Annotated in this window: 21 protein-coding genes and 1 other RNA gene; 8 read left to right on the top strand and 14 right to left on the bottom strand. The window is 39.3% G+C overall.

The genetic code is table 11. The features are described from left to right. Positions 1–79: 79 nt before the first annotated feature. On the bottom strand, positions 80–952 hold the full coding sequence (locus MMB69_RS07775; RefSeq protein ID WP_277447538.1) for a LysR family transcriptional regulator: 873 nt from the start codon (positions 950–952) through the stop codon (positions 80–82). 114 nt (positions 953–1,066) lie between these two features. Here MMB69_RS07775 and MMB69_RS07770 point away from each other — a divergent pair, with 114 nt between their 5' ends. Then, the gene (locus MMB69_RS07770) at positions 1,067–1,960 is read left to right on the top strand and encodes a DMT family transporter (protein ID WP_277447537.1); all 894 of its coding nucleotides are present in this window, start codon (positions 1,067–1,069) and stop codon (positions 1,958–1,960) included. Positions 1,961–1,993: 33 nt separating this feature from the next. Here the strand turns inward: MMB69_RS07770 and MMB69_RS07765 are convergent, their stop codons facing one another. Together MMB69_RS07765 and MMB69_RS07760 are read right to left on the bottom strand one after the other, a co-directional pair. Further along, entirely contained in the window at positions 1,994–2,485 is a 492-nt protein-coding gene (locus MMB69_RS07765) for a GNAT family N-acetyltransferase (RefSeq protein ID WP_277447535.1), read from the bottom strand. 123 nt (positions 2,486–2,608) lie between these two features. Beyond that, positions 2,609–3,319, bottom strand: coding sequence for a GntR family transcriptional regulator (locus MMB69_RS07760; RefSeq protein WP_013058049.1), 711 nt, complete (start codon positions 3,317–3,319; stop codon positions 2,609–2,611). 168 nt (positions 3,320–3,487) lie between these two features. Here MMB69_RS07760 and MMB69_RS07755 point away from each other — a divergent pair, with 168 nt between their 5' ends. Next, on the top strand, positions 3,488–5,371 hold the full coding sequence (locus MMB69_RS07755; protein ID WP_277447534.1) for a beta-glucoside-specific PTS transporter subunit IIABC: 1,884 nt from the start codon (positions 3,488–3,490) through the stop codon (positions 5,369–5,371). A gap of 13 nt (positions 5,372–5,384) precedes the next feature. Then, positions 5,385–6,824: a 6-phospho-beta-glucosidase BglA gene (gene bglA / locus MMB69_RS07750; RefSeq protein ID WP_269871211.1), complete on the top strand. Its 1,440-nt coding sequence runs from the start codon at positions 5,385–5,387 to the stop codon at positions 6,822–6,824. Between the two features lie 76 nt (positions 6,825–6,900). On the opposite strand, the gene MMB69_RS07745 is transcribed toward bglA, so the two are convergent. Together MMB69_RS07745 and MMB69_RS07740 are read right to left on the bottom strand one after the other, a co-directional pair. After that, positions 6,901–7,050, bottom strand: a complete 150-nt coding sequence (locus tag MMB69_RS07745; RefSeq protein WP_013058052.1) for a hypothetical protein — start codon at positions 7,048–7,050, stop codon at positions 6,901–6,903. 187 nt (positions 7,051–7,237) lie between these two features. Next, positions 7,238–8,635: an NCS1 family transporter gene (locus tag MMB69_RS07740; protein ID WP_257042247.1), complete on the bottom strand. Its 1,398-nt coding sequence runs from the start codon at positions 8,633–8,635 to the stop codon at positions 7,238–7,240. A 358-nt stretch (positions 8,636–8,993) separates the two neighbouring features. Here MMB69_RS07740 and MMB69_RS07735 point away from each other — a divergent pair, with 358 nt between their 5' ends. Then, positions 8,994–9,764, top strand: coding sequence for a hypothetical protein (locus MMB69_RS07735; protein WP_277447532.1), 771 nt, complete (start codon positions 8,994–8,996; stop codon positions 9,762–9,764). A gap of 173 nt (positions 9,765–9,937) precedes the next feature. Here MMB69_RS07735 and bla read toward each other — a convergent pair whose 3' ends face one another. Both bla and MMB69_RS07725 read right to left on the bottom strand, forming a co-directional pair. Next, positions 9,938–10,870, bottom strand: a complete 933-nt coding sequence (bla, locus tag MMB69_RS07730) for a class A beta-lactamase (RefSeq protein ID WP_277447531.1) — start codon at positions 10,868–10,870, stop codon at positions 9,938–9,940. A 170-nt stretch (positions 10,871–11,040) separates the two neighbouring features. Next, positions 11,041–11,586 carry a cupin domain-containing protein gene (locus MMB69_RS07725; RefSeq protein ID WP_269871215.1) on the bottom strand — a complete coding sequence of 182 codons (546 nt, stop codon included), beginning with the start codon at positions 11,584–11,586 and terminating at the stop codon, positions 11,041–11,043. A 137-nt stretch (positions 11,587–11,723) separates the two neighbouring features. Between MMB69_RS07725 and MMB69_RS07720 the strand changes: the two genes are divergently transcribed. Beyond that, on the top strand, positions 11,724–12,341 hold the full coding sequence (locus MMB69_RS07720; RefSeq protein WP_269871216.1) for a LysE family translocator: 618 nt from the start codon (positions 11,724–11,726) through the stop codon (positions 12,339–12,341). 328 nt (positions 12,342–12,669) lie between these two features. Here the strand turns inward: MMB69_RS07720 and MMB69_RS07715 are convergent, their stop codons facing one another. Beyond that, positions 12,670–12,984, bottom strand: a complete 315-nt coding sequence (locus MMB69_RS07715) for an MGMT family protein (protein WP_269871217.1) — start codon at positions 12,982–12,984, stop codon at positions 12,670–12,672. Positions 12,985–13,339: 355 nt separating this feature from the next. Between MMB69_RS07715 and MMB69_RS07710 the strand changes: the two genes are divergently transcribed. After that, entirely contained in the window at positions 13,340–13,897 is a 558-nt protein-coding gene (locus MMB69_RS07710) for a MerR family transcriptional regulator (RefSeq protein WP_269871218.1), read from the top strand. A gap of 32 nt (positions 13,898–13,929) precedes the next feature. On the opposite strand, the gene MMB69_RS07705 is transcribed toward MMB69_RS07710, so the two are convergent. The 3 genes from MMB69_RS07705 to rnpB form a co-directional block, all read right to left on the bottom strand. Further along, complete coding sequence (locus MMB69_RS07705; RefSeq protein ID WP_277447530.1) at positions 13,930–14,814, bottom strand: LysR family transcriptional regulator; 885 nt, start codon at positions 14,812–14,814, stop codon at positions 13,930–13,932. A gap of 357 nt (positions 14,815–15,171) precedes the next feature. Beyond that, complete coding sequence (locus MMB69_RS07700; protein WP_277447529.1) at positions 15,172–15,561, bottom strand: VOC family protein; 390 nt, start codon at positions 15,559–15,561, stop codon at positions 15,172–15,174. Positions 15,562–15,781: 220 nt separating this feature from the next. Beyond that, positions 15,782–16,170: RNase P RNA component class B (rnpB, locus tag MMB69_RS07695), an RNA gene on the bottom strand. 248 nt (positions 16,171–16,418) lie between these two features. On the opposite strand from rnpB, the gene MMB69_RS07690 reads away from it, so the two are divergent. Beyond that, a complete protein-coding gene (locus tag MMB69_RS07690; protein WP_277447528.1) occupies positions 16,419–17,237 on the top strand; it encodes a histidinol-phosphatase in 819 nt (272 codons plus the stop codon). Between the two features lie 79 nt (positions 17,238–17,316). On the opposite strand, the gene MMB69_RS07685 is transcribed toward MMB69_RS07690, so the two are convergent. From MMB69_RS07685 to MMB69_RS07675, 3 genes are all read right to left on the bottom strand, one after another. After that, positions 17,317–18,810 (bottom strand): glycoside hydrolase family 1 protein, encoded by a 1,494-nt coding sequence (locus MMB69_RS07685; protein WP_277447527.1) that lies wholly within the window; start codon positions 18,808–18,810, stop codon positions 17,317–17,319. A 42-nt stretch (positions 18,811–18,852) separates the two neighbouring features. Beyond that, a complete protein-coding gene (locus tag MMB69_RS07680; RefSeq protein WP_277447525.1) occupies positions 18,853–20,793 on the bottom strand; it encodes a beta-glucoside-specific PTS transporter subunit IIABC in 1,941 nt (646 codons plus the stop codon). Positions 20,794–20,912: 119 nt separating this feature from the next. Next, complete coding sequence (locus MMB69_RS07675) at positions 20,913–21,764, bottom strand: PRD domain-containing protein (RefSeq protein ID WP_221783988.1); 852 nt, start codon at positions 21,762–21,764, stop codon at positions 20,913–20,915. Positions 21,765–22,088: 324 nt separating this feature from the next. On the opposite strand from MMB69_RS07675, the gene MMB69_RS07670 reads away from it, so the two are divergent. Then, on the top strand, positions 22,089–23,669 hold the full coding sequence (locus MMB69_RS07670) for a histidine kinase N-terminal 7TM domain-containing diguanylate cyclase (protein ID WP_277447524.1): 1,581 nt from the start codon (positions 22,089–22,091) through the stop codon (positions 23,667–23,669). Positions 23,670–23,677 lie beyond the last annotated feature (8 nt).

Here is a 23,677-nt window from a genome sequence, read left to right as displayed (position 1 = left end):
AGCTTTATTATAGCACAAAGATGCGCTTAGTTCCTAAGAGTCTTATGAAATATCCGTTTTTGGTTTTATAAATAACTTTTTACTTGTCCGAATTTTGCAGCCATGCTTGCGTTGTTTCAGCAAATTTTTTGGCTGCAGGTGAGAGATGATAACGAGTAGCCAGACCAATTGAACGGTAGCTGTCCACTTGAAACGGAATGGCCCGCAGCTCTTGCGGAATGGAATCTAAAAGCATTTCGGGTAAAATACTAATGCCTAAGTGATGCGTAACCATCGATAAAATAGCACTTTCATCCATTAACTCAAAGCGAATTTCAGGCTGAATGCCACGTTCTTCAAACAGTTGCTTAATATCATGATAACCGCCGTACGTCGGCATAATAAACGGTTCTTTCTCTAAATCTTCAAAAGAAACGGTTTTCTGATGATATAGAGCACTTTGATTTGATACGACACACAGCAGTCGATCTTTTTTTAAAGAAATAATATGAAATTGACTTGAATGCGTAATGTTAATAAAGCCGCAGTCTATTTCTCCGCTCAGCAGCCACTGTTCAATTTCAAGGTAGTCGCCTTCTTTGAGCTGAATTTGAATGGCCGGATAGCTTTTTTCCATTAGCTGAATAATTTCAGGAAGCCATTTAGTCGACACGCTTTTAAAAATACCGATTTTAATGGTTCCTTTTGCAAGACCCAATAGACTGGCTGCTTCTTGATGAACTTTTTCATTTTCTTGCAGTACCTTGCGAATGGCAAGAAGCATCGTTTCCCCTTCTGTCGTTAAAGTAATACCCCCCCTATTTCGATTTACAAGCGAGAAACCAAATTCCGATTCGAGATTTGTAATGGCATGACTAACCGCTGACTGCGTGAGCGCCAGCGCATCTGCCGCTTTTGTAAAGCTTTGCAATTCGGCTACTTTGTTTAAAATTTCGTATTTTACTAAGCTCATTTTCTCCCACTCCAACATGAATTTAATTCACGTTCATCATTATAAAGATTCATTTTATTAATATCAAATTCCTTTGTATACTGTGAGTACATGATAAACAATGGAGGGTTGAACGTGAGTTACCGCACACGAGCAAATATGATGATGGCTGGTGTAAATATATTTTGGGGCATGTCGTATGTGTTTATGAAAATGGGGCTGAGTTCACTCGGATCATTTACCATTATTGCGCTTAGATGTTTGATTGCTTTTTTCATTGCCGGGCTGTTTTTCTATAAGCCTTTACAGCAAATTACGCGCAAAACAATTGGATCATCCGCTATTTTAGGCTTTTTACTGTTTTCCGTTTTTTCATTTGTCACGTTTGGCGTCAGCATGACGTCTGCTTCAAATGCCGGATTTCTTGTCAGTTTAACGGTCATTTTTGTTCCATTGCTCAACTGCGTGTTAGTGAAGAAGCTTCCTTCTTGGCCGATTGGGCTTGGCATTATCACTACCCTAACCGGTATAGGTGTTCTAACTTTAAAGCACTCCTTTCATATGAATGCTGGTGATTTACTTTGCATTGGAACCGCACTATGTTATGCCGTTCATATTACGCTGACCGGCACGTTTACGAAAAATGAAAACCCAATTGCTCTCGGCATTTTACAGCTAGGATTTGCTGGGTTGTTTGGACTGCTTTGCAGCTTTTTATTTGAAGACCCGAGCATTCCCACTACTTTATCATCATGGATTGCGATTTTAGGTCTTGGCGTTCTTTGCAGCGCGATCGGATTCATTTGTCAAGCCATTGCGCAGCGCTACACAACTCCTACTCACACAGGACTTATTTTTGCAACAGAGCCTATTTTTGCTGCGCTGTTTGCCGTTCTTTTTTTGCATGAGCTGTTTACGCTTAAAGAACTGATTGGTTCTGTTATTGTGGTTGCGGGGATTTTAATTGCTCAGTTAGACAATTTGCTACTTAAAAAAAGAATTCATTATCAAGAGACCTTGCCAAAGTAAAAGCCGCTAGATTCCTTGACCTAGCGGCTCACTTTATACCTTGTATGTATAAAACTTTTTATCTACGTTCATCACCGGGAAATTCTCAGGCAGCTTTTCTTTTTCTATATGTTGAAACCCATTTTTCTCATAAAAGCGATGCTCAGCCCTATATTGTAATGTCGTTCCTAAGTATATTCTTTCCACTTCTTTCTCTTTTGCCCACGCGATGGCTGTATGCAATAAACGGTGAGCTGTTTTGAAGGTGGCTCCTCTATAAGACTTTGCTACAAACATTTTCCGTAGCGCTACTTGACGGCTTCCAATGTCTATTAAAGCTACGCTTCCCACTACTTTTTCGTTGCAAACAGCAACCCAGAAGTTTCCGTTTCCCTGTTGATAAAAGCTTTCGATTTCAAACAAATCAGGCTGATCTTTTTCCGTTATCGGAATGTGGTATTCTTGCTGCTGAATATGAAGAATTAAATCCACTACTTGCTGTTGATACTTGCTCGTATATGGCTGAATAATGATACTTTCACTCAAAACCTCCACCGCCCCGAATAAGTTTACTCCACTTTGTTTTTAATTAACTTTAATAATGCACAACTTATGTTAACTACAAAACCAATCATAGCACCTGCAAGAATTGAGAGACGGACACTTTTTTTATAAAACGTGACTCGTTGCTTGTAAAAAGAACTGAGACTGTTCGTAGTTATACGTTACTTTTGAAAAATCAAACGGCTGTCCGTTAGCTAAGTGAAAGAGTGTTTCAATAAATAATTTAGGATCTCCTTCTTTTAATCCTAGGTACTTCGCTTCTTCTCCGTTCAGCTTGCCGACGTGAAGATATAGATCAGAAAACCCGATTTTTAAGCCAAGTCCTTCTTTAATGTAATGAAAAATAGACTGAGAAACAATTTCGTTATTCAAGTACGTAACGATGGATTTATTATAAAAAGATTCTTCTAGACAAAGCGTCTGGCCGTTAATATACCGTACTCTTTTTACATAATAGACGTCACTATTTTCTTCTATGTTTAAATTTAACGCGGCTTCTTGCGTCGGCTTTCGTACATCTAACTCAATCACTTCCGACGTTAACTGAAAATCTTCAAGTTCACTCGTAAATCCTTGATTGGAAAGCAAGCCAATATAGCCTGTTCGTTTATGGCGACGGACAAAAATGCCGCTTCCTCTCACTTGAAAAACAACGCCTTTTTTCTCTAGCAGATCTAAGGCTTTTGTTACGGTACTTTTGCTCGCCTTAAACTGCGCCATCAGCGTTTCTAATACAGGCAGCTTTTCTCCTTGCTGAAGCTTGTGTTCTTCAATATAGGTTTCAATTTCAATTGCAATTTGTTGGTATTTGATCATAGCTATACCTCTTTACTGAATTTATCTCAAGAATAACACGATTATACCATAATCTAACTCCATGCCATAAACTTAAATTGTTTATTGACTATTATTTTATTTGGGTATTGATAAATTGTATCGATACAATTATACTGAAAGCGTATACTCAACAAGGGGGTTGAACATATGGGAGGGAAAATTAGAGATTATCACAAGCTTGCAGCAGACATTTTAGATGCGGTAGGCGGCGAAGAAAATATCGTAAGCGCTACACGCTGTGCTACGAGGCTGCGAATTGTGTTAAAGCGCTCGAAGCCAGAAGCCAAACGTAAGGTGTCTTCTATGGCTGGTGTCATTACGGTTGTTGAAAACAGCGGGCAGTTTCAAGTTGTTATTGGACAGCACGTGGGAGACGTTTATGAAGAGTTTGCTAGTTTAGTAAACTTGGATACCACAGAGGAACAATCTGAAAACAAAGGAACAATCTTAAATCGTGTGATTGCTACGATGTCTGCTGTGTTTGCGCCGTTTGTATACATCTTGGCAGCAGCAGGAATTTTACAGGGTTCGTTAATACTTATTAATTTGTTTTCGGATAGCTTTGCAAAAACGGGCACATATCAAGTATTAAGCTTCATTTCGTGGGCACCGTTTGTTTTTTTACCTATATTTATCGCTATCACAGCATCCAAGCATTTTAAAACCAACACCTACATCGCAGTGGCGTGCTGTGCCGCATTAGTCAGTCCAACATGGGCAGAAATGGCAGCCAAAATTGCCGACGGAAGCAGCATTACGTTTTTAGGTCTTTCTCTATCGGAAACGGTCTATACTTCTTCTGTTTTACCGCCTTTATTTTTAGTATGGATTTTGTCTTATCTTGAAAGGTTCCTAAACAAAAGCATTCATGAAGTCGTTAGACCGCTGTTTGTCCCATTTTTATGTATGGTAATTATGGTTCCAGTAACAATTTTACTTATTGGTCCTGTTACTACGATGGGTGCTAACGGAATCGCTCACGGCTATAACTTTTTAGCTGAAAACGTACCTGCTTTAGCTGGAGCAATCATTGGAGGGTTCTGGCAAATTGTTGTTATCTTTGGAGTACACTGGGGAATTACGCCGATGGTACTTGCAAACTTTGATTTAAACGGCAGAGATTCATTTCAAGCGTATCAAACAATTGCCGTGGTGGCTCAAGTCGGAGCGGTGCTTGGGGTTATTTTAAAAGCAAAAAGTCAAGAAGCACGCAAAGTGAGCATATCAGCTGGAATAACAGGATTGTTTGGCATTACCGAACCAGCCATTTACGGCGTAAACTTACGTTTTAAAAAGCCGTTTATCTTTGGATGCATTTCAGGTGCTATTGGTGCCGTTGTAGCAAGCTTCTTTCACCCTTATTACTTTGCTTACGCAGGATTACCGGGCCCGCTGACTGTTGTAAACGGTATCAGTCAAGACTATCCGATGTCGATTTGGGGAATTTTAATTGGATGTGCCATTGCAATCATTCTTCCCGTTGTGCTTATTCAAGTATTTGGTTACGGAGAAGATGCAGCAAAAGAAGCAGCTGATGCTCCTTTAAACGAAGTAGCTGTCAGCAACCCTAACGACAATGAAGAAACAATTAGCGCGCCGTTTAGCGGAAAAGTTATCCCTCTTTCTAACGTACCGGACGAAGTATTCAGCTCAGGTGCGATGGGAGAAGGATTAGCGATTGATCCTTCAGATAATAAGCTTTATGCACCTTTTGACGGAACGGTTGTCATGGTAGCCCCAACAAAGCACGCCATCGGCCTTCGTTCAGAATACGGCGTTGAGCTGCTTGTTCATATTGGATTAGATACCGTTACATTAGACGGCAAGCCGTTTACGCTGCATGTAGAAGACGGTGTAAAGTTTAAAAAAGGCGATTTACTCATTGAATTTGATAAAGAATTTATTGAAACACAGGGATTACAAACGATTACGCCGGTTATTATCACCAATTCAAGCGCTTATCGAGAAGTAATTGTTGAAGATGTTGAAAATAGCGGGCTGAATCAAACATTATTTACTGTAGTGAAATAAGGAGGAACTAACAATGACAAAGATGCCAAAGAATTTTTTATGGGGCGGCGCATTAGCAGCTCATCAATTTGAAGGTGGATGGAACCAAGGCGGAAAAGGACCGAGCGTAGTAGACGTTATGACTGCAGGTGCGCACGGTGTGCCGCGACAAATCACCGAAACAGTAGAAGAAGATAAATTCTATCCAAATCACGAAGCAATTGATTTTTATCACCGCTACAAAGAAGATATCGCGCTGTTTGCAGAAATGGGCTTAAAATGTTTGCGTACATCGATTGGCTGGAGCCGTATTTTCCCTAAAGGCGATGAAGCTGAGCCAAACGAAGAAGGACTAAAATTCTACGACGATGTATTTGATGAACTGTTAAAGCACGGAATTGAACCGGTTATTACGCTGTCTCACTTTGAAATGCCCCTGCATTTAGCTCGAGAATACGGCGGATTTAGAAGCCGAAAAACGGTAGATTGCTTTGTGAAGTTCGCTGAAGTTTGTTTCGACCGCTATAAAGATAAAGTCACGTACTGGATGACGTTTAATGAAATCAACAACAAAATGGACGTAAACAACCCTCTATTCTTATGGACGAACTCAGGCGTTTCTGTAAAGCCTGGTGAAAACGCAAAAGAAGTGATGTATCAAGCGGGACATCACGAACTGCTGGCAAGCGCTCTTGCCGTATCAAAAGGAAAAGAAATTAATCCGAATTTCCAAATCGGAGCGATGGTGTCACACGTGCCAATTTATCCGTATTCTTCAAACCCTGAAGATGTGATGTTAGCAGAAGAAACAATGAGACAGCGCTACTTCTTCCCTGACGTTCAAGTTCGCGGCTACTACCCAAGCTATGCGTTAAAAGAATTCGAACGAGAAGGCTATCATATTCCCTTTGAAGAAGGCGACGAAGAAATTTTACGAAACGGAAAAGTTGATTATTTAGGCTTCAGCTATTACATGTCCACAACGGTTAAAAGCGACGTGGAAGCTGACAATACGGGCGATATCGTAAACGGCGGATTGCCAAACGGCGTAGCAAATCCTTATATCAAATCAAGCGATTGGGGTTGGTCGATTGATCCAACGGGCTTGCGCTATACGTTAAACCGCTTCTACGACCGCTATCAAATTCCGCTGTTCATCGTAGAAAACGGATTTGGCGCCATTGATACGGTTGAAGAAGACAGATCCATTCATGACGCATCGCGAATTGAATATTTAAAATCGCACATCGAAGCGTTAGAAAAAGCTGTGACATACGATGGTGTTGATTTAATGGGCTATACGCCGTGGGGAATTATTGATATTGTTTCCTTTACGACAGGCGAAATGAAAAAGCGATACGGCATGATTTATGTCGACCGTGACAACGAAGGAAACGGATCAATGAAGCGCTATAAAAAAGATTCCTTTAACTGGTATAAACATGTAATTGAAACAAATGGTGAAGAACTATAAAAAATTAGAAAAGATGGGCTCCTGAGTGAAGACACAGGAACCCATCTTTTTTAGTGTAAGAATAAATGCAAATTTCTTATCTCGGTTTATCTACTAGCTGTGTTTGCGCAATTTCCGTTTGCTTAATTCCCGCTCGTTGAATTTCATCCGCAAACGATTCATGTTTCAGCGTTTTGATTACCTTTTCGCTTCCATCTCGAAGAGTATACACTCTAAATTCATACATACTCTGCCCTCTCCTTTAAGCTATGATTGATGCGATACATTAGATGCGCTCCTATTAAAAGCAACTCATAATAGAGGTAACTTTTTCTCTTCTTTACTTTACCCACTTTTTAGGAAACTAGACAAAGAGATTTAATCTGACGCTATAAAAGCCTTTGCGGAAAGCAAAGGCTTTTGTCGATGGAATGTTAGGATTCAAAAATGGTTCCTTTTTTAAATTTTGAACGTTTAAAAGCAAATTTCGTCAAAAGAATATAAGAGATTCCTGCGACTACCACTCCTATAATCCAGCCTAAATCAACTTCGATAAACGCAGCGCCTGCACCGATGAGCATCGCAAGCATGGCGCACGGATTGTAGCCGGAAAACGGTCCTTTTTCTTGATACAATTCTTCTACGTTTACTCTTTGTTTCCTTAAAATATAGTAATCCACTAGTAAAATAGAAACAATTGGACCTAAAAAAGCAGAGTAAATTAAAATGAACAGCCCAAGTCCTGCAGCTGACGAATCTTGAACAAGCACCCAAGGGAATGAACAGAAAGCAAGCAGTCCAGTAATGGTCACCGCCACTTTATAATTTGCTTTTGTCAGCAGCGTAATCACATATGTAGGCGGAATAATATTTGCCACCATATTTACGGCAATCACGCCAATCACAATAAAAGCTGATACAGCGACGGTAATATAGGAATTATCCACTACAACCGCAAACGCTTTAACAGGATTGGATATGCCCGTAGCAGAAGCAAGCATTGCTCCGATTGTCAGAACGAATCCGTAGGCTACTAGAATGGGTGTAAAGTATAAGAACCCACGCTTTGTGTCACTGATTCCTGGCTTCAGTTCTCTAGAGTAATCGGCTGCGCTTAGAAAAATTGCCGCATAATTGCCCATAAACATCATAATGAAAGAAAAGAACGGAAGTCCCCATGAACCTTTTGTATGTACCCACTTCTCCCCTACTACTTCACTATGAGAAGTTAAAAGAACGCTAAATACGTAAACTAGGCCAAGCAATATGATGATTGAAGCAAGCATCTCTACCCATTTAACCGCGTGGAAGCTGTACAGGGAAAGCACAATTTGCAGCAGCTGAATGATAATAAAACAAAGAACAAGATTATCAAAAGACCCTTTGCTCACAATTTTCCCGATTTCGTTTAAAGCGGTACCGCCTGTCCAGCTTTGGAAACCATACCAAATGATAGCTGGAATACCTCGTAAAAGAGAAGATATAACGGATCCTTTTATTCCAAAAGACATTCGAAGCTGCATCACATACGGTATGCCCGTCTTATAGCCGATTCGATCGTTCAAGACAAAAAAAGTAGAAATAATACCAATGGCAATAATCGCTGCCACAAACGTTTGAAAAAGATTTAATACCGCAGTACCTGCAATTACCAAGCTAGCCCCAAGCGTCATATTCCCTAAATTAACGCCGTCTCCAATCCACATAAACATATAGGACAACGGAGTTAGCTTTCGATCACTTTCCGCTTTTGGCTTTAGTGACGGATCAAGACTTCTATCTTGATAAGAATGCACCTCTTCTATAACGGAACTTGTTGCATTTGTAGACACTATACACTCAACTCCTTTTTATGATGTTTCCACTCTCACTTCTAACATTAGATGTAAGTTAACTTAACATGTACATAGTGTATACGAATTTTAACGCAAGTTCATTATTATTTATGTGAATTTTCTGATATTATTTTGTGCGATTTGACTAATTTTTATGGAGGGTTTACGTTTTTAACGGAGGAAAAACTTTTATAATAAATACCTTTTTATTTCTTGCTTTATATAGGCTATTTACACATGTATCTATAAAAAAAAATTTTTTTACTAAATTCCCAATTTATTGTGATAAAATAATTAGGTCATTAGTCATATGATTAATTAGATAATATATACGAAATATAGGGAGAATGTAAAGATGGAAACTCACCAACTTATTAGAAATTTAGAATGGACTAAAAATCTAGTAGCAGAAAAAAATGGGCTTGAAAATAAGACCGACATCGCCAAAGAAGAAATAGAAAAATTAAGGGGCCATTTCCCTTTTAAATCTTGGACCAGCCCTCTTAAGAAACGATACTGGGCTATAGCGATTACTGGCATTAGTGCAAGCAATTATTTAAAGGAGCTGTTCCCTCCTCTTAAAACCTTTGATAATGTTTGGTTGACTGGTATATACAATCGTTTAAATCCAGTTGAGGGAAATTTCATGGGTGGAGTAGATGACCTATTCTATGCAATTATTATATTACTAGCACCTTACTTTATCTCAATGTCAGTGATAAGACTTCTAACTAATGCGTTAACAAAACCATCTAGATTACATAAAGCTAATAGAAATGAATCTTTAGTAAAAGAATGGAGTGTTCGATTAGAACATATTACAAAAGAACTAAAAAATGAATCTGTAATTATGAGTGAGAACCACTTAAATGTAAATGCATTGGACTTCTTCTTGAATTCTTTAAGGGAAGGAGAGACTACTACATTACAAGATTGTGTACGAGTATATAATCAAGATAAAAGAATGAAAAATCATATTGATCAAATGCGGGCCAATATTGAAGCTAGTGTGTCTGCTAGTATTGAAAGTGTTACGAATTATTATGATTCTGAAATGGACTCAATGAGTAGCAAAATTGATGACTTAGAAAGAGAAAATAGTTATCTTCACCATAATCGTTATTAACTATTATAAAATCAAAAGAACCTCACTTGATGACGGAGAGGTTCTTTTTTAATACAATTTCTAAACAATAATGTACGTCTTTGTTTTTACTTCTCTTTTTTTAACTAGAGATATAATTTAATTATTTAAGAACAGTGCACCATCTTTGCATTTGCTGTAAGGCATATCATTTTCTATTTATGAGTGACTCTCAAATCCTTGACCGCTTGTTTAGCCGCTTCTGCAATCAGTTTATCATTATACTCCGCATCTTTTCCCGTACGATTGGAAAGGATCGCAAGAACAATTGGATCTCCTTTCGGCGGCCAAAGGATGGCAATATCATTTCGCGTCGCGTATGAGCCTGCGCCTGTCTTATCGGCTACTTCCCAGCTTTTCGGCACGCCCGCTCGTATTAACGCATCCCCTGTTGTATTTCGTTTCATCCAATCCGTTAGAAGTGCACGCTTGTCTTCAGGAAGTGCCCCTCCAAGTACATACGTTTGAAGACTTGAAGCGAGTGCTCTTGGTGTACTTGTATCGTGGGTTTCTCCTGGATTCACTTCATTTAAATCCGGTTCAAAGCGCTCAGGCAGCGTCACATCGTCTCCTATGTTTTCTAATGCTTCTTTAAATCCGTCCGGTCCGCCCAGCTGCTGCAGAATTAAGTTCCCTGCCGTATTGTCGCTGTAGCGAAGCGATGCATCCGCGAGTTCTCGAAGAGTCATACCTGTATCAACATGTTTTTCTGTAATTGGGTTATAGTTCACAAGGTCATCACGCGTATAAAAGATTCGCTCGTTGAGATCTTCGATTGACTTCTGCTGTAAAAGTGCACCGACAGCAAGCGCTTTATGAGTAGACGCATAAGCAAAACGCTCATCCGAATGATACGTTACCGTTTTATTGGTACCGGTATCTAATGCAAAAACGCCAAGATTCGCATCATATTTGTCTTCAAGCTTAGCAAACTCTTGATCACTCTTTGTTTCTTGTCTTTGACATTTTACCGTTTCAGCATGTACCTCGCTGCTTGAAAAGCTTACAGCCGCCGCGCACGACAGAGCGAGTACAGGCATCATTTTTTTAAGCTTTGAAGTACGAAACATCTCTTTCCATGTCTTCATTACCCTTCAACACCTTTCCAAAAAGTATTTAGTATGTATTCTCTTAGGTAGAGATTACCAACAATGCTATTTTATCAATTGTTTATCCTTACAAACATGATAGCTTTATCACATTTGTATAATAAAAGTGTCTCACACTGAAGATGCGCAGTATAAAAATCGTAAGTATTTTAAAAAACAGGCGGTGTGACTGAGAATAAAATCACCGCTTTCTCCTCAAACGGATTATCCCATTTGTGCTTCAGATGCGAAGGGATTTTGACGCTGTCTCCTTTTTCTAGCACGTATACTTCCTCTTCTAAAGACACCTTAATTTTTCCTTCTAAGACATATGCCACTTCCTCCCCTTTATGCGCTAAAGGAGATTCTGATGAAGACTTCATCGGCGGTACTTCCATGATCGCCGTAGCTAGATTTCCCGTAAAGTCTGGCGATACTAGCGAATACGTTAACTCTTTTACTTTCATCGTTTTACGCTCGTTCGACCGTACGACTAAATGAGAGGTGTTTATTTCTTCAAGTAAAAAGCTGAAAGTGGGAACATCGAGGCATTTAGCTAAAATTTTAAGCGTTGAAATGGACGGATTAGCTAATCCCCGTTCAATTTGACTTAACATAGACGGCGTAATCTCCGCTAATTTGGCTAATTCTCGACTGCTTAGCCCCTTTGCTTTTCGAAATTTCTCTACTTTTTTTCCAATATCTATGTTTTCCATGATGATTCCTCCGTAAAAGATGTTTAATTATATTTAATTTTATTAAATTAAACTTAATAAACGGCGTTACTTATGTTAAATTAGATTTAATAAATAAAATACAGTTTAATACTATCACAGTAAGGAGGAAGAAAAAAATGAACGACATCTTCACTTTTTTGATTCTCACATTATTTGTTATTATGAGTCCTGGTATTGATACTGCTCTTATTACCAAACGAACGATGGCAGATGGACAAACGGGCGGCTATAAAATGGCATTAGGCTTAGCGAGCGGCTCTTTAGTTCATACACTCGCCGCCGCGTTTGGTTTATCTGCTCTTCTCCTTCAGTCAGCTCTTGCATTTCAAATCGTAAAATACGCAGGAGCCCTTTACTTAATGTACTTAGGAATCTCTGCCTTCCTTTCTAAAAAAAGCAATATACCTTCTTCTGAAAAAGAGGAGCAGTCAAAAGAAACATCCGCTTTTCGTCAAGGCCTTGTCTCAAACGTTCTTAACCCAAAAGTAGCGGTATTTTTCTTAACTTTTTTACCTCAATTTGTTCAAAATGATCAAAACGTAACTCTTCAATTACTTCTGATGGGAATAACGTATACGATCCTTGCTATCACGTGGTTTTTCGTATTCGTCTTTTTTATTAACTACTTACGAAAATGGCTCACAACACCTAGCGTTCAGCGCTTTATGGATAAAGCAACGGGCGTCGTGTTAATCGGGTTTGGATTAAAGCTTGCTTTTGAAAAACATAAATAACAAAAGTATGTTAGTTGAAGAAAGTTCCGAACGAGTTTGATTCTTGATGGAGAATTAAACTCATTTGGATTTTTTTATTGTGATAGTGAACGTAGGTCTAATCAGGTGCTTCTAGCTATTGATTGGAGGGCAAGACGAAGACTCCTGCGGGAAAAGCGGGAATGGCGAGACCCCGCAGGAGCACACGCGACGAGGAGGCTCACCGCCCGCCCGCGGAAAGCGAAGTCTTGCACGGAAATTAATGGCGGTGTCACAAGCGGTTCAGTTCCTCTATCTCGTTTGTTCATCTTTAGCTGGAATTAATTTCGCTATGTCTCAATTTCTTTTATTATTTATACACGTCAGGTTCATAGAGATAGACTTTAAGATCAAGCTTTCCATCCGAAGAAACGAGTATTCCTTCCGCTTCAAGTGAAAGTTTTTGAACAACGTACATTTCTTCGTCTTTAAATCCAATTTCTCCTTTAGAATTAATGACTCGGTGCCAAGGCAGTTTATGTTTTCTGCTCATCGAGTGCAACACTCGCACAACTTGCCTTGCACCTCGCGGACTACCAGCCAGGCCGGCAATTTGTCCGTATGTCATTACTTTCCCAGATGGTATTTGTTTAATAAGTGCTACTGCTCGTTCTGTAAAACTCAAGTCGCTCCTCCTTTCGTTTCTTCTTTAGTACAACATTACCATATTAAATAAACAGTGAAGTAATCACTCGATTTTTCTTCAGCAACATTATAAGATAATAATAAGAGGTACGCTCATCATTGTTCAACATACTCCAAACAAATGCTTACTGATTATTTCCTATTCTTCAACTAACAAATCTTTGTGCGAGTGGCAGCTTATACCTCATTTATGACACTGTGATTATAAAAACGTTACAGAAACCAACACAGCAAGGTACGTAGAAGCGTTACATGATAAGATATACAGTAAAGATACTAGTACAAATTCAAATTGATGCTGACGAATAAGTAATCATTTAAAAAGTGGTGAGAAAATGACAAAATGGCTTAGTGTAAAAGAGTTATCTGAAGAAACGAGTATTCCTACTTCAACGATTAGAAGATATATAGATAAATTCCAATATTTCTTTATTCAAAAAGAGGATCATCGACCAAAACAATATGAAGCTGCGGCTGCGACCGTTTTACTGAAAATTAAGCAGCTTTATGATGAGGGCTGTCAAGCAGAAGAAATCAATGAAGCGCTGCAAAAAGAATTCTCTTTGACTACAAGCGAGGATCAAGCTGCCGTGTCTCTAGAAGAAGCCGAAGACAAAGAGGACACAGAGAACACAGCAGAAGCAGCCGACCCGCCCGCGGCCGACGACCAGCAGCCGACACCTCCCGAACAGCCGGTACAGCCTTCACCCCAACAAGAGCCTGATACAAAACAAATTCTTCAGGAAAAAGATAAGCAGCTTATTCAATCTTTGCGTAAAAGCCTGCGTGAACAGCAGGCCATTTCAGAATTAGTAGAAGCTTCAAAAGAAACCAGCGTAGTAGGTAAAAAAAGATCGATTTTAAAACGGTTATTCAAACGAAAAAAGGACTGAGTTTGTAAACGAGTCTAGGCTACGAAACACCTTTATTTCTGGTCATTAAATTTATGTAAAACAAAGTTTCTAAACTGTTTAACAGCCGGTGATAGATATCTTCCTTCAATCCATGCTAGTCCAATTACTCGGTGGCAGTTGGCTTTAGCTAATGGGATTTTCACTATTTTACTTTGATCGATTCCGTGTAAATCTGGAAGGATAGAAATTCCTAAACCGGCTCCTACAAGTCCCGCTACGGTGTCAGCTTCCTCTCCTTCAAACATAATGTGAGGCTTTTCCCCTGTCTCTTCAAATAACTGCTCAAACGTAAGACGAAGAGAAAAACCTTCTTTTAAGTGAATAAAGGATTCTTCAGCAATTTCTTCTAGTGCAATACTTTCGCGATCAGCATACAGGTGATTTTTCGGTACGATCACAAACAGCTCTTCACTCCAAAGATGATGCCACTTAATGAACGATTTCTCTTCCATAGGCGCAATCAAACAAAGATCCAGTTCACCGAGCTCCAGCTGCTCAAGAAGAACATGAGAAGGACTTTGCCTCAGCTGAAAATTCACCTTAGGATATAAACTGCGAAACGAAGCGATTAAATCTGGAATTAAATCTGTGCTGAGCGTATGTAAAAATCCAAGTGACACCTGCCCTTTCTCAGGATCTAGCAACGCTTGAATTTCCTCTTGGCCTTTATCAAATTCTTTCATCATATTACCTACACGCTTCAAAAAAAGTTTACCGTATTGATTCAATCGAATGGATCGTCCTTGCCGGTCAAATAGCGGTGCTCCTACTTCTTCTTCAAAGCGAGCAATTGAACGACTGAGCGCAGGCTGCGTAATTAACAGCTCTTCTGCTGCGCGCGTCATATGCTGCGTGCGTGCTAGTGTTTGAAAATATTTAAACTGCTGCCACTCCACTTCGTACCATCTCCTTATCAAGGTACTTCATTCATTACACAGATACATGGAAAATGTAATTATAATGAATTATACATTATAATTAGAGGATGCTACTATAAAAAATGGAAACATACTAGAGGATGTTTTTAGTTCATCTTGACGATTGCTGTATACGGCACTTATAAAATTTTATAATTATCATTTTTTAGCAGAAAGAAAAATTTGTCCTGAAACGTAAGGAAAGTTATTAAAAAGCTAACTGAGATATCATAGTAAATTCACATCAAAAAGACCTTTCTATCACAATCAAAGAAAGGTCTTTTTTGAGAATGTAAAACGCATTTTTTCTTGTATGTACCTCTTAAAGTAAACTTTTTAAAGTTTAACTCGTTCTACTAACTGCAGCAGTTCATCATTAGGTCCGTAAAATAAAATCATACGGCCGCCTTCAAGCGTTGGCTGAGGCTCAGATGATAAAAATTCAATTCCTTTGCTCTTATAATGTTGAATCGCCTTATTTATATCCTCTACGGTAAAGGCAAGGTGATTAACAACCCCTCTTTTGTTGTATTCGCCAATCGGATCAATATCTCGAATGAGCTCAATTTCGATACCCGGCTGTTCTTCAAGATACAAAAAAGCCATCTCTCTTTTTTCGGTAGATCCTTGAAGGCGAACTTTAAAACCAAACATATCCCCGTAGTAGTGAATCGTCTCATCCATATTTCCAACAATAATTGCTGTATGCTCCATTTTCTTAATCATGAATATTCTCCCTTTCCCCGTATTTAGTAAGTACAAGTAAACTATACCGCAATTTAGGCAATATGTATTTCCATATACCTTGAATCCTCATACTATGGTTAGGAAAATTCAAGCACTCTATCAATGAGTCGGCTATGATTTAAAAAATAACAAACAAAAAACAAACCTCATTGGTTTGTTTTGGTTACTTATTTTATAGTCAGTCTCTGTTTCAACAACGTTCGATAAGCCATGTTTTGTACCTTTGTACTGCAAACGATTTTACTCTCGTACTCAGGCGGTAATCATCTATCTACGATTACACATGTAACCGTCCGTCTCTCCGTTTGATTCCTTAGAGACAGTTCCCCTACCATTGTTTGGGTTTCTCGCTCGTGGGGTTTACCGCGTTCCACCTTTGCTGTTTCCAGCAAAGCTTCGTCACTGTGGCACTTTCAGGGATACTCGACCATATCCGAAGACTTAGGTGGTTTTTCCCGCCGTCAGCTAAGCTATAAGCCAAGCTGCCCTAGCTTATTTTTTCACTAGGCACGAACACTACGGGCATCTCAGCACCGTGCGAGCATGGACTTTCCTCTACATCAAAAGATGCAGCGATTACCTGAACGTTGTTTCAGATCGTGTATGAGTAGTATATGCTTTTTAATAAGCCGAATCAAATGTAACTTTTGGTATGGATGCCATTTCAATTCTTACAGCAAATTAAATAAAATAACTTGTTTCTGTACAATCTTTTTAGTAGATGAAACATCGGTAAGCCTAAGAAATATTCTCTTCATCCATTTCTACGGGGGATACTTTGTTTCTTTGTAGAATATTCTATAAGCTACATAAAAAGATAACAGAGGTGATAATACATGAACGCTGAGTTAAAATTTGATTTTCATACCCATCACGACCGATGCGGACATGCTCGCGGAACGATTCGAGATTATATAGAGGCATCCATTGATAAAGGCCTTGATATCATTGGAATTTCGGATCATTCTCCTTATTTTGCGAGCGAAGAAGACCAGCCGTATCCTCATATTGCGATGGGAAAAAGCGCATTTTCCGGATACGTAGCTGAGATTTTGAAACTAAAAGAAGAATATAAAGAGAAAATTGAAGTGCTGTTAGGCGTGGAGTCTGATTTTTTTCCCGAGCATGCAAAAATATACCAAAGCCACTATAAAAAATATCCGTTTGACTACATAATCGGCTCTGTCCATCAAGTTGAAGAAATTAGCATCTTTCATAAAACGCGCTGGGAAGGACTTTCTCAGCAAGAAAAGCAGCGCACGAAAGAAACGTATTATCGATTGATCGAAGAATCCGCCCGAAGCAGAATGTTTCAGATTCTTGGCCATATTGATGCCATGAAAGGATTCTATCCCTCCTTTTCTTCTATCGAGACAGCTGTCATTGATCAGACGCTAAAAGTGATTTCAGCACATGACATTGCTATAGAAGTGAATACATCAGGCAAAACCAAAGACTGCGGAGGCTGGTATCCTGCAGATGATATTTTGGAAAGAGCCCTGCACTACGGGGTACACATTACATTTGGTTCTGATGCTCATGACCCAGAGCGTATTGGCGACGACTTTGAACTAGTAAAAAAGCGTCTTAAAGAAATCGGCTTTACAGATTGGGTCTTTTTCAGACAGAAAAAAATGCAGGTGACACCTTTGTAAAACGTAAATAGACTCACAATAAAAATATGCCTGAAGACACGGAGATGAAGGACATCTCTTGTTTTCAGGCATGTGTTTTTTACTGAGAAATTTTGACTTTTGTAGCTGAAGATAAATCTTCTCCATTTGTCTGAATCACTTGTTTATACCAGTAAAAAGAATCTTTTTTAGATCGTTCAAGCGTACCATTTCCTTCATCGTCTTGATCTACGTAAATAAAGCCGTATCGTTTTGACATTTCGTTTGTTGACACACTGATTAAATCAATAGGTCCCCACGCTGTATAGCCCATTAAGTCTACACCATCTTTGACGGCTTCTTTCATTTGTTCAATATGCTGTCTTAAGTAATCTACACGATACGGATCATGAATCGAGCCGTCTTCTTCTACTTTGTCATGAGCTCCTAACCCATTTTCAACAATAAACAGCGGTTTGCCGTAACGGTTATGAAAATCTTGTAACGTATAGCGAAGTCCTTTCGGATCGATTTGCCATCCCCAATCGGACGTTTGAAGATGAGGATTTTTTACACTTCCTGCAATCATATTTCCTAGGACATTGTCTTCTTCGCTTTGAGTTGTGACAGAAAGAGACATATAGTAGCTAAATGAAATAAAGTCAACAGGATATTGTTTGATAATCTCATCGTCCCCTACTTCTTTTACGATTTGAATGTTGTTTTCTTTAAAGTAGCGCTCCATTACCTTTGGATATTCTCCGCGAACTTGAACATCTGTAAAAAATAAGTTCAAGTCATTTTTATGCTGAGCTAGTAAAATATCGTCCGGATGATTCGTAACAGGATACGTTGTCATACGCGCAAGCATACACCCTACTTTTACATCTGGAATAATTTCATGAGCTAACTTAGTGGCAAGTGAACTCGCAACAAACTGATGATGCGCCCCTTGATACGCAATTTGTTCCGTTGACTGATTTGGAACATTTTCAACTAAAATACCGCCGCCTGTATAAGGACTATGCGTAATCACATTAATTTCATTAAACGTCAGCCAGTATTTCACCTTGTTTTTATAGCGTGTAAACACCGTTTCGGCGTAGCGTGTATAAAAGCCAATTAGCTTGCGGCTGTACCAGCCGTTGTATTTACGCGTAAGCTCCAGCGGCGTTTCATAATGCGACAGCGTCACTAATGGTTCAATGCCGTACTTTAACATTTCATCAAATAGGTTATCGTAAAATTGCAACCCTGCTTCGTTTGGATTCATATCATCTCCATTAGGGAAAATTCTCGCCCAGTTAATCGAAATACGAAGCGTTTTAAACCCCATTTCTGCGAACAGTGCGATATCTTCTTTATAGCGATGATAAAAGTCGATAGCCGTACGTTTCGGAAAACGATCGTTTATTTTGTTGTTAAGCACATCTTCAATATAATCTGCTTTTACATCCATTGAATAACCAGTTCGCTCGTCTTTTGGGACAAATCGGATCATATCTGCCGTAGACAGCCCTTTTCCATCAACGTCATAAGCCCCTTCAATTTGATTAGCAGCTGTTGCTCCTCCCCATAAAAATCCTTTTTTAAATACAGTATCATTTGTTAACATAGTCCCCACGTCCTTTTTTCATATTTTTATTAAAAATAGCATTTATTTTACTACAGAAAGTAGCTGTTCCCCTTCAAAAATTGGACCTATTTCGTTGACCGGCAGTACATCTAAATACTCTGCGGTGTTTGTGACAATAACCATCGTAACGGTTTCGAATCCAGCTTCTGCAATCGCATGTCGGTCAAATTCAACTAGCGGCTGCCCTGCATTTACATGATCTTTTTCTTTCACCAGCGCCTTAAAATGCTTTCCTTTTAAAGAAACGGTATCAATTCCAATATGAATTAAAATTTCCTCTCCGTCCTCTCCTTTAATGCCAATTGCGTGTTGAGAATCAGGCAACACCATAATCGTTCCAGCAATAGGCGAGACTACGCGGTTGTCACTCGGTTTAATCGCAATTCCTTTGCCCATAATTTCTTGAGCAAATGTTGGATCTGACACTTGATGCAGCGGAACCAGTTCGCCGTGCAACGGAGAGAAGACGCTTTTCGTTTTACCGCCTTTTTTCTCTTCTACTGCTAGAGAAACATTTTGCAGTGGCGCTTCTTCTTTGAAAGGATGTTCTTCAAGTTTTATTGTATTTTTTTCAGGTTCTTCTGAAGCAATATCTTTAAATCCAAGAGTGAGTACTAAGACGGCTGGTAAAATAACGGCCGCTGCCGCTAAAGCCACAGCGACAATCAAATTGCCTGCTGCTCCGCTTGGATCTGCAAACGTAGGAATCGCAAATACTCCGACTAATCCTCCTAATGTAAAAGCTTTAAATCCATACCATCCGGCAAAGCCACCGAGCAGTGCACTAGATGCCATAGCGTAATAAAAAGGCTTTTTTAACTTCATGTTTACCCCGTACATAGCGGGCTCTGTAATTCCAATAACAGCTGAAATGGCTGATGAAAACGCAACTTGTTTTAAATCTTTATTTTTGGTTTTTAACGCTACTCCAAAAGCCGCTCCTCCTTGAGCAAGGTTGCTGATATACATCATCGGCATCAAAACATTGTCAAATCCATACACTTTTAGATTTTGAATCGCGATTGGACCTATTGCATAGTGCATACCCGTCATAATAATAAGAGGCATAAGACCTGCCAGTAAAAGACCCGCAAGCGGACCGGCTGTTTCAAACATCCATGAGAACATAATGGCTAACCCGTCTCCCATATACGTTCCAAGCGGACCGATTACCCATAGCGTAATAGGTGCGGCGATTAGAAGTGCAAGCAATGGTGAGAACATGACCGTAACAGTAGCTGGCATCCATGAGCGAACAAATTTATATACATACTTTAATAGCAGCACACCTAAAATAATCGGTATTACACTAGACGTATAGTTAACGACTGGAATGGATATAAAATTGATTCCAAATAACGTGAATTCTTTTATTTTCGTAATACCTCGCGCTGCATCTACAAAGGTCGGATACAGCATGGCAGCTGCTAAAGCAAGCGCTAAGTATTCATTTGTTTTAAACTTGCGAGCTGCTGAAACTGCTAAGAAAAATGGCAGAAAGTAAAAGACTCCGTCTCCGATTGCGTTCAGCACTGCGTACGTATCGCTTTCTATGCTCAGCCATCCTAGGGTAGCAAATAAAGCGACAAAAGCTTTTAGCATACCTGCACCAATAAGCGCTGGTAAAACAGGAGTAAAGATTCCTGAAATGCTATCCATCACAAGTGAAACAACGCCTTGTTTTGTGCCGCTTTTCTCCTCAGCAGCGCTTCCGCTGCCTACCAAAGGTTCAACTTCTTCAAAAACTTCAGCCACTCTGTTTCCAATAATGACTTGAAACTGATCTCCAGAAAACTGAGCGCCCATCACTCCTTTTATTTGCTTAATTTCCTCCACCTGGACTTTGTTCTTATCATGAAGATTAAAGCGAAGTCTCGTCACGCAGTGCCAAGCCTGGTTAACATTCTGTGCTCCACCGATTTTATCTACTACTTGTTTAGCCGTTTCTTTATATGAAGTCATTTATATCCCTCCTTTTTTCAATAAAAAAACCCAAACAGATCACCGCATGTTTGTAACATGCAAATGTCTGCTTGGGTAATGCCTGATCGAGTCAGTAACAATCCTCCAAAGAAGAACAATTATTCAGTTTCTACTAGATTCGTCACCCGCCAAATGTGTAGCGTTAAGTAAAGCTTTTCATCTGACGTTAAAGACCAACCATGCTGTTTACGAAGTAAATTAGCCACTTTTTCAACAGCTTTATATGCTTTTTCATACTTTGTTTTTACGACATCCAGCAGCGTAGCATCAACTTCCGGAGAAACATGTGGGTTCTGATCTAGCTGACGTAAAACAAAAAATCGTAGATGCGTGACAAAGCGAGAATAGTTCATGGATTCTTCGTCAAGTTTGAGCTGAAAATGATATTGAACAACATCGATAATTCGATTAATCACTTCAGTCATCTTCATCGTTTCTTCCACTTTTGCTTGTACATTCTGTGCGTTTACAAAATGATAGGTAAGAAACGTTTCTTCACTTTTAGGAAGAAGCACATCAAGCCGGTCATACACCAGTCGAATTGCGTTAACAGCCGCATTATACTCTTTCGGATAAAGCTTCTTGACTTCCCAGCGGCTTGGCTGCGCGTATTCAAGGCCATTATGGCTTCGTTCAATCGCAAAATTCAAGTGATCCGCAAGGGTCAAGTGAATATTGGTACGAAAAGGCTCACCTATTTCTCTTTCTGCTTGCTTGATTAATTCGACAGAAACCTCGAGAATTTCTGGTTTGATGCTCTCTAAAATTTGAGCCAGCGGTCGACGAATATTGGACGACTCCGCCACAAACTTTCGTCGAATGACAGCCTTATCAACGGGATCACCTTTTTTCTTTTGGAAACCGACGCCTGTTCCCATGATGACCCATTCTACATTAGAGGAGTCTTTGACCAATGCTACGTTATTATTAAATACTTTAACAAATTTCATAGATGCTTCCCCCACATCAGAACAAACGTAAAAATCCCATCTTAAAAACACATGAACACATCACGTATTTTTAACACAGGTAATGCCTGATCGAATCAGTAACAATCCAGTTTTAAGTTATTACTGAAATTATATTCTATCATGAAAGCGATGTCAATATATAAGATACTGAATTTTTAATAATTTACTAGTGAAAGAGAAATAATTCTTATAGACTATCCATCTACTTCTTTCGCTGCTACTAAATCCCTAATAAAACATCCACATTTTATTTCAACTGTGCTACATTTAACTAAAAATGCTTTCTTAATGAGGGATACAATTGTGAATTTAGATTTAACAGCTTATATAACGCTTATCTGCACGTCCGGTGTTCTTAATTTATACTTATGTTTTTACGTATTTATTAATCGTCACCACTACGCTAACATCGCGCATTTATTTATTCTTCATACGGGCTTCACCACCGTTTATTGTATTGGTGCGGCATTTAGCTTACTATCCGTTAACCTTGAGGAAATGAAATTTTGGACCGTCATTCAATACGTGGGCATGCCTTTTTCACCTCCTGCAGGACTGCTGTTTGTTATGCAGTATGTCGGCATAAAGGTAAGGAAAAAACATATTTTTGCCCTTTTTATCATTCCGTTTATTAGTTTGATCATGGTCGCAACAAATAACTGGCATCAACTTCATTACCGAGTGTTTGAAATTGACCCAGTTTTAGGTGCTCCTTACGTTCATCAAGAAATTGGACCATGGTACACGATTCACGGCATGTTCATTTTTTCGTCTATGTTCGTTGCTTTTTTGCTCGCCGTTTACCGATGGAAGGAAACAGCCAAAGCTTATCGCCTGCAGTTAATTGCATTAATGGTCGGGCAATTAGTCCCTATCGTTACAGCTTTTGTCTATTTAATGGGCTTTACGCCGCAGGGAATTGATCCAGTTCCGATGGTTTTATGGGTTTCTTCTTTCTTATATTTATGGTCCATTAACTCATCGCGTATGTTTACGGTCATGCCCGTTGCTAAAGACGCGATATTTAACAGCATCAATGACGGTGTTATCGTGCTTGATGAAGCTTACAGATTAATTGAATTTAACTTAGCATCTAAGAACATGTTTCCGCAGCTGAAAAAAGCGATGTTTGGAAAACGTTTTGCTGATATTTGGTTCACGCTATCGGACAGTTCATTTCCTTTTACATTAGAAAATAAAAAAAGCAGTCAAGAGCTGCAGCTTTTTTCTGCGGATCAATCTCAGTATACGTATCAAGTTCGCACCTCTCCTTTGCAGTATGCTAACAACAGTCACGGCTTGCTGCTTATTTTTACGGATATCACGGAGCTAAAAAGACTTCAGCTAAAGCTTGAAAATCAAGCTTATTACGATGAGCTGACGCAGATTTATAATCGCAGGGCATTTTTTCAGCACAGCAAGCAAGCATTTGATGAAGCAAAAAAGTCCGCATCTTCTTTCGCACTTCTTTTACTTGATATTGATTATTTTAAAAAAGTGAACGATACGTATGGTCATTATACCGGCGATCAGGTGCTTGTACATGTCGTAAAAGCCTGTCAGTCTGTATTACCGCAAGGAGTCCTTTTTGCTCGGTACGGCGGTGAAGAATTTGTACTCGCGCTAAAGGGCTATACTTTATCCGAAGGCGAAACGCTTGCCGACCAAATTCGCCGTCACGTCGAGACTCAGCCCTTACTAATTAATGAAGAAACCATTTCTGTTACGCTAAGTCTTGGAGTAGCACAAGCGGAAAAACAAGAAAATGAAACGTTAGATGATCTGTTGAATAAGGCAGATATCGCCCTGTACGCTGCCAAACAACATGGACGCAACCAAGTACGTGTATATAAAGAGATAAAAGAAATCTTAAAAAGAACCTAAACAGCACT

It is taken from the genome of Priestia sp. P5, assembly GCF_029522155.1.
Classification (GTDB): Bacteria; Bacillota; Bacilli; order Bacillales; family Bacillaceae_H; genus Priestia; species Priestia megaterium_E.
This window is presented reverse-complemented; position numbering and strand designations above follow the sequence as displayed.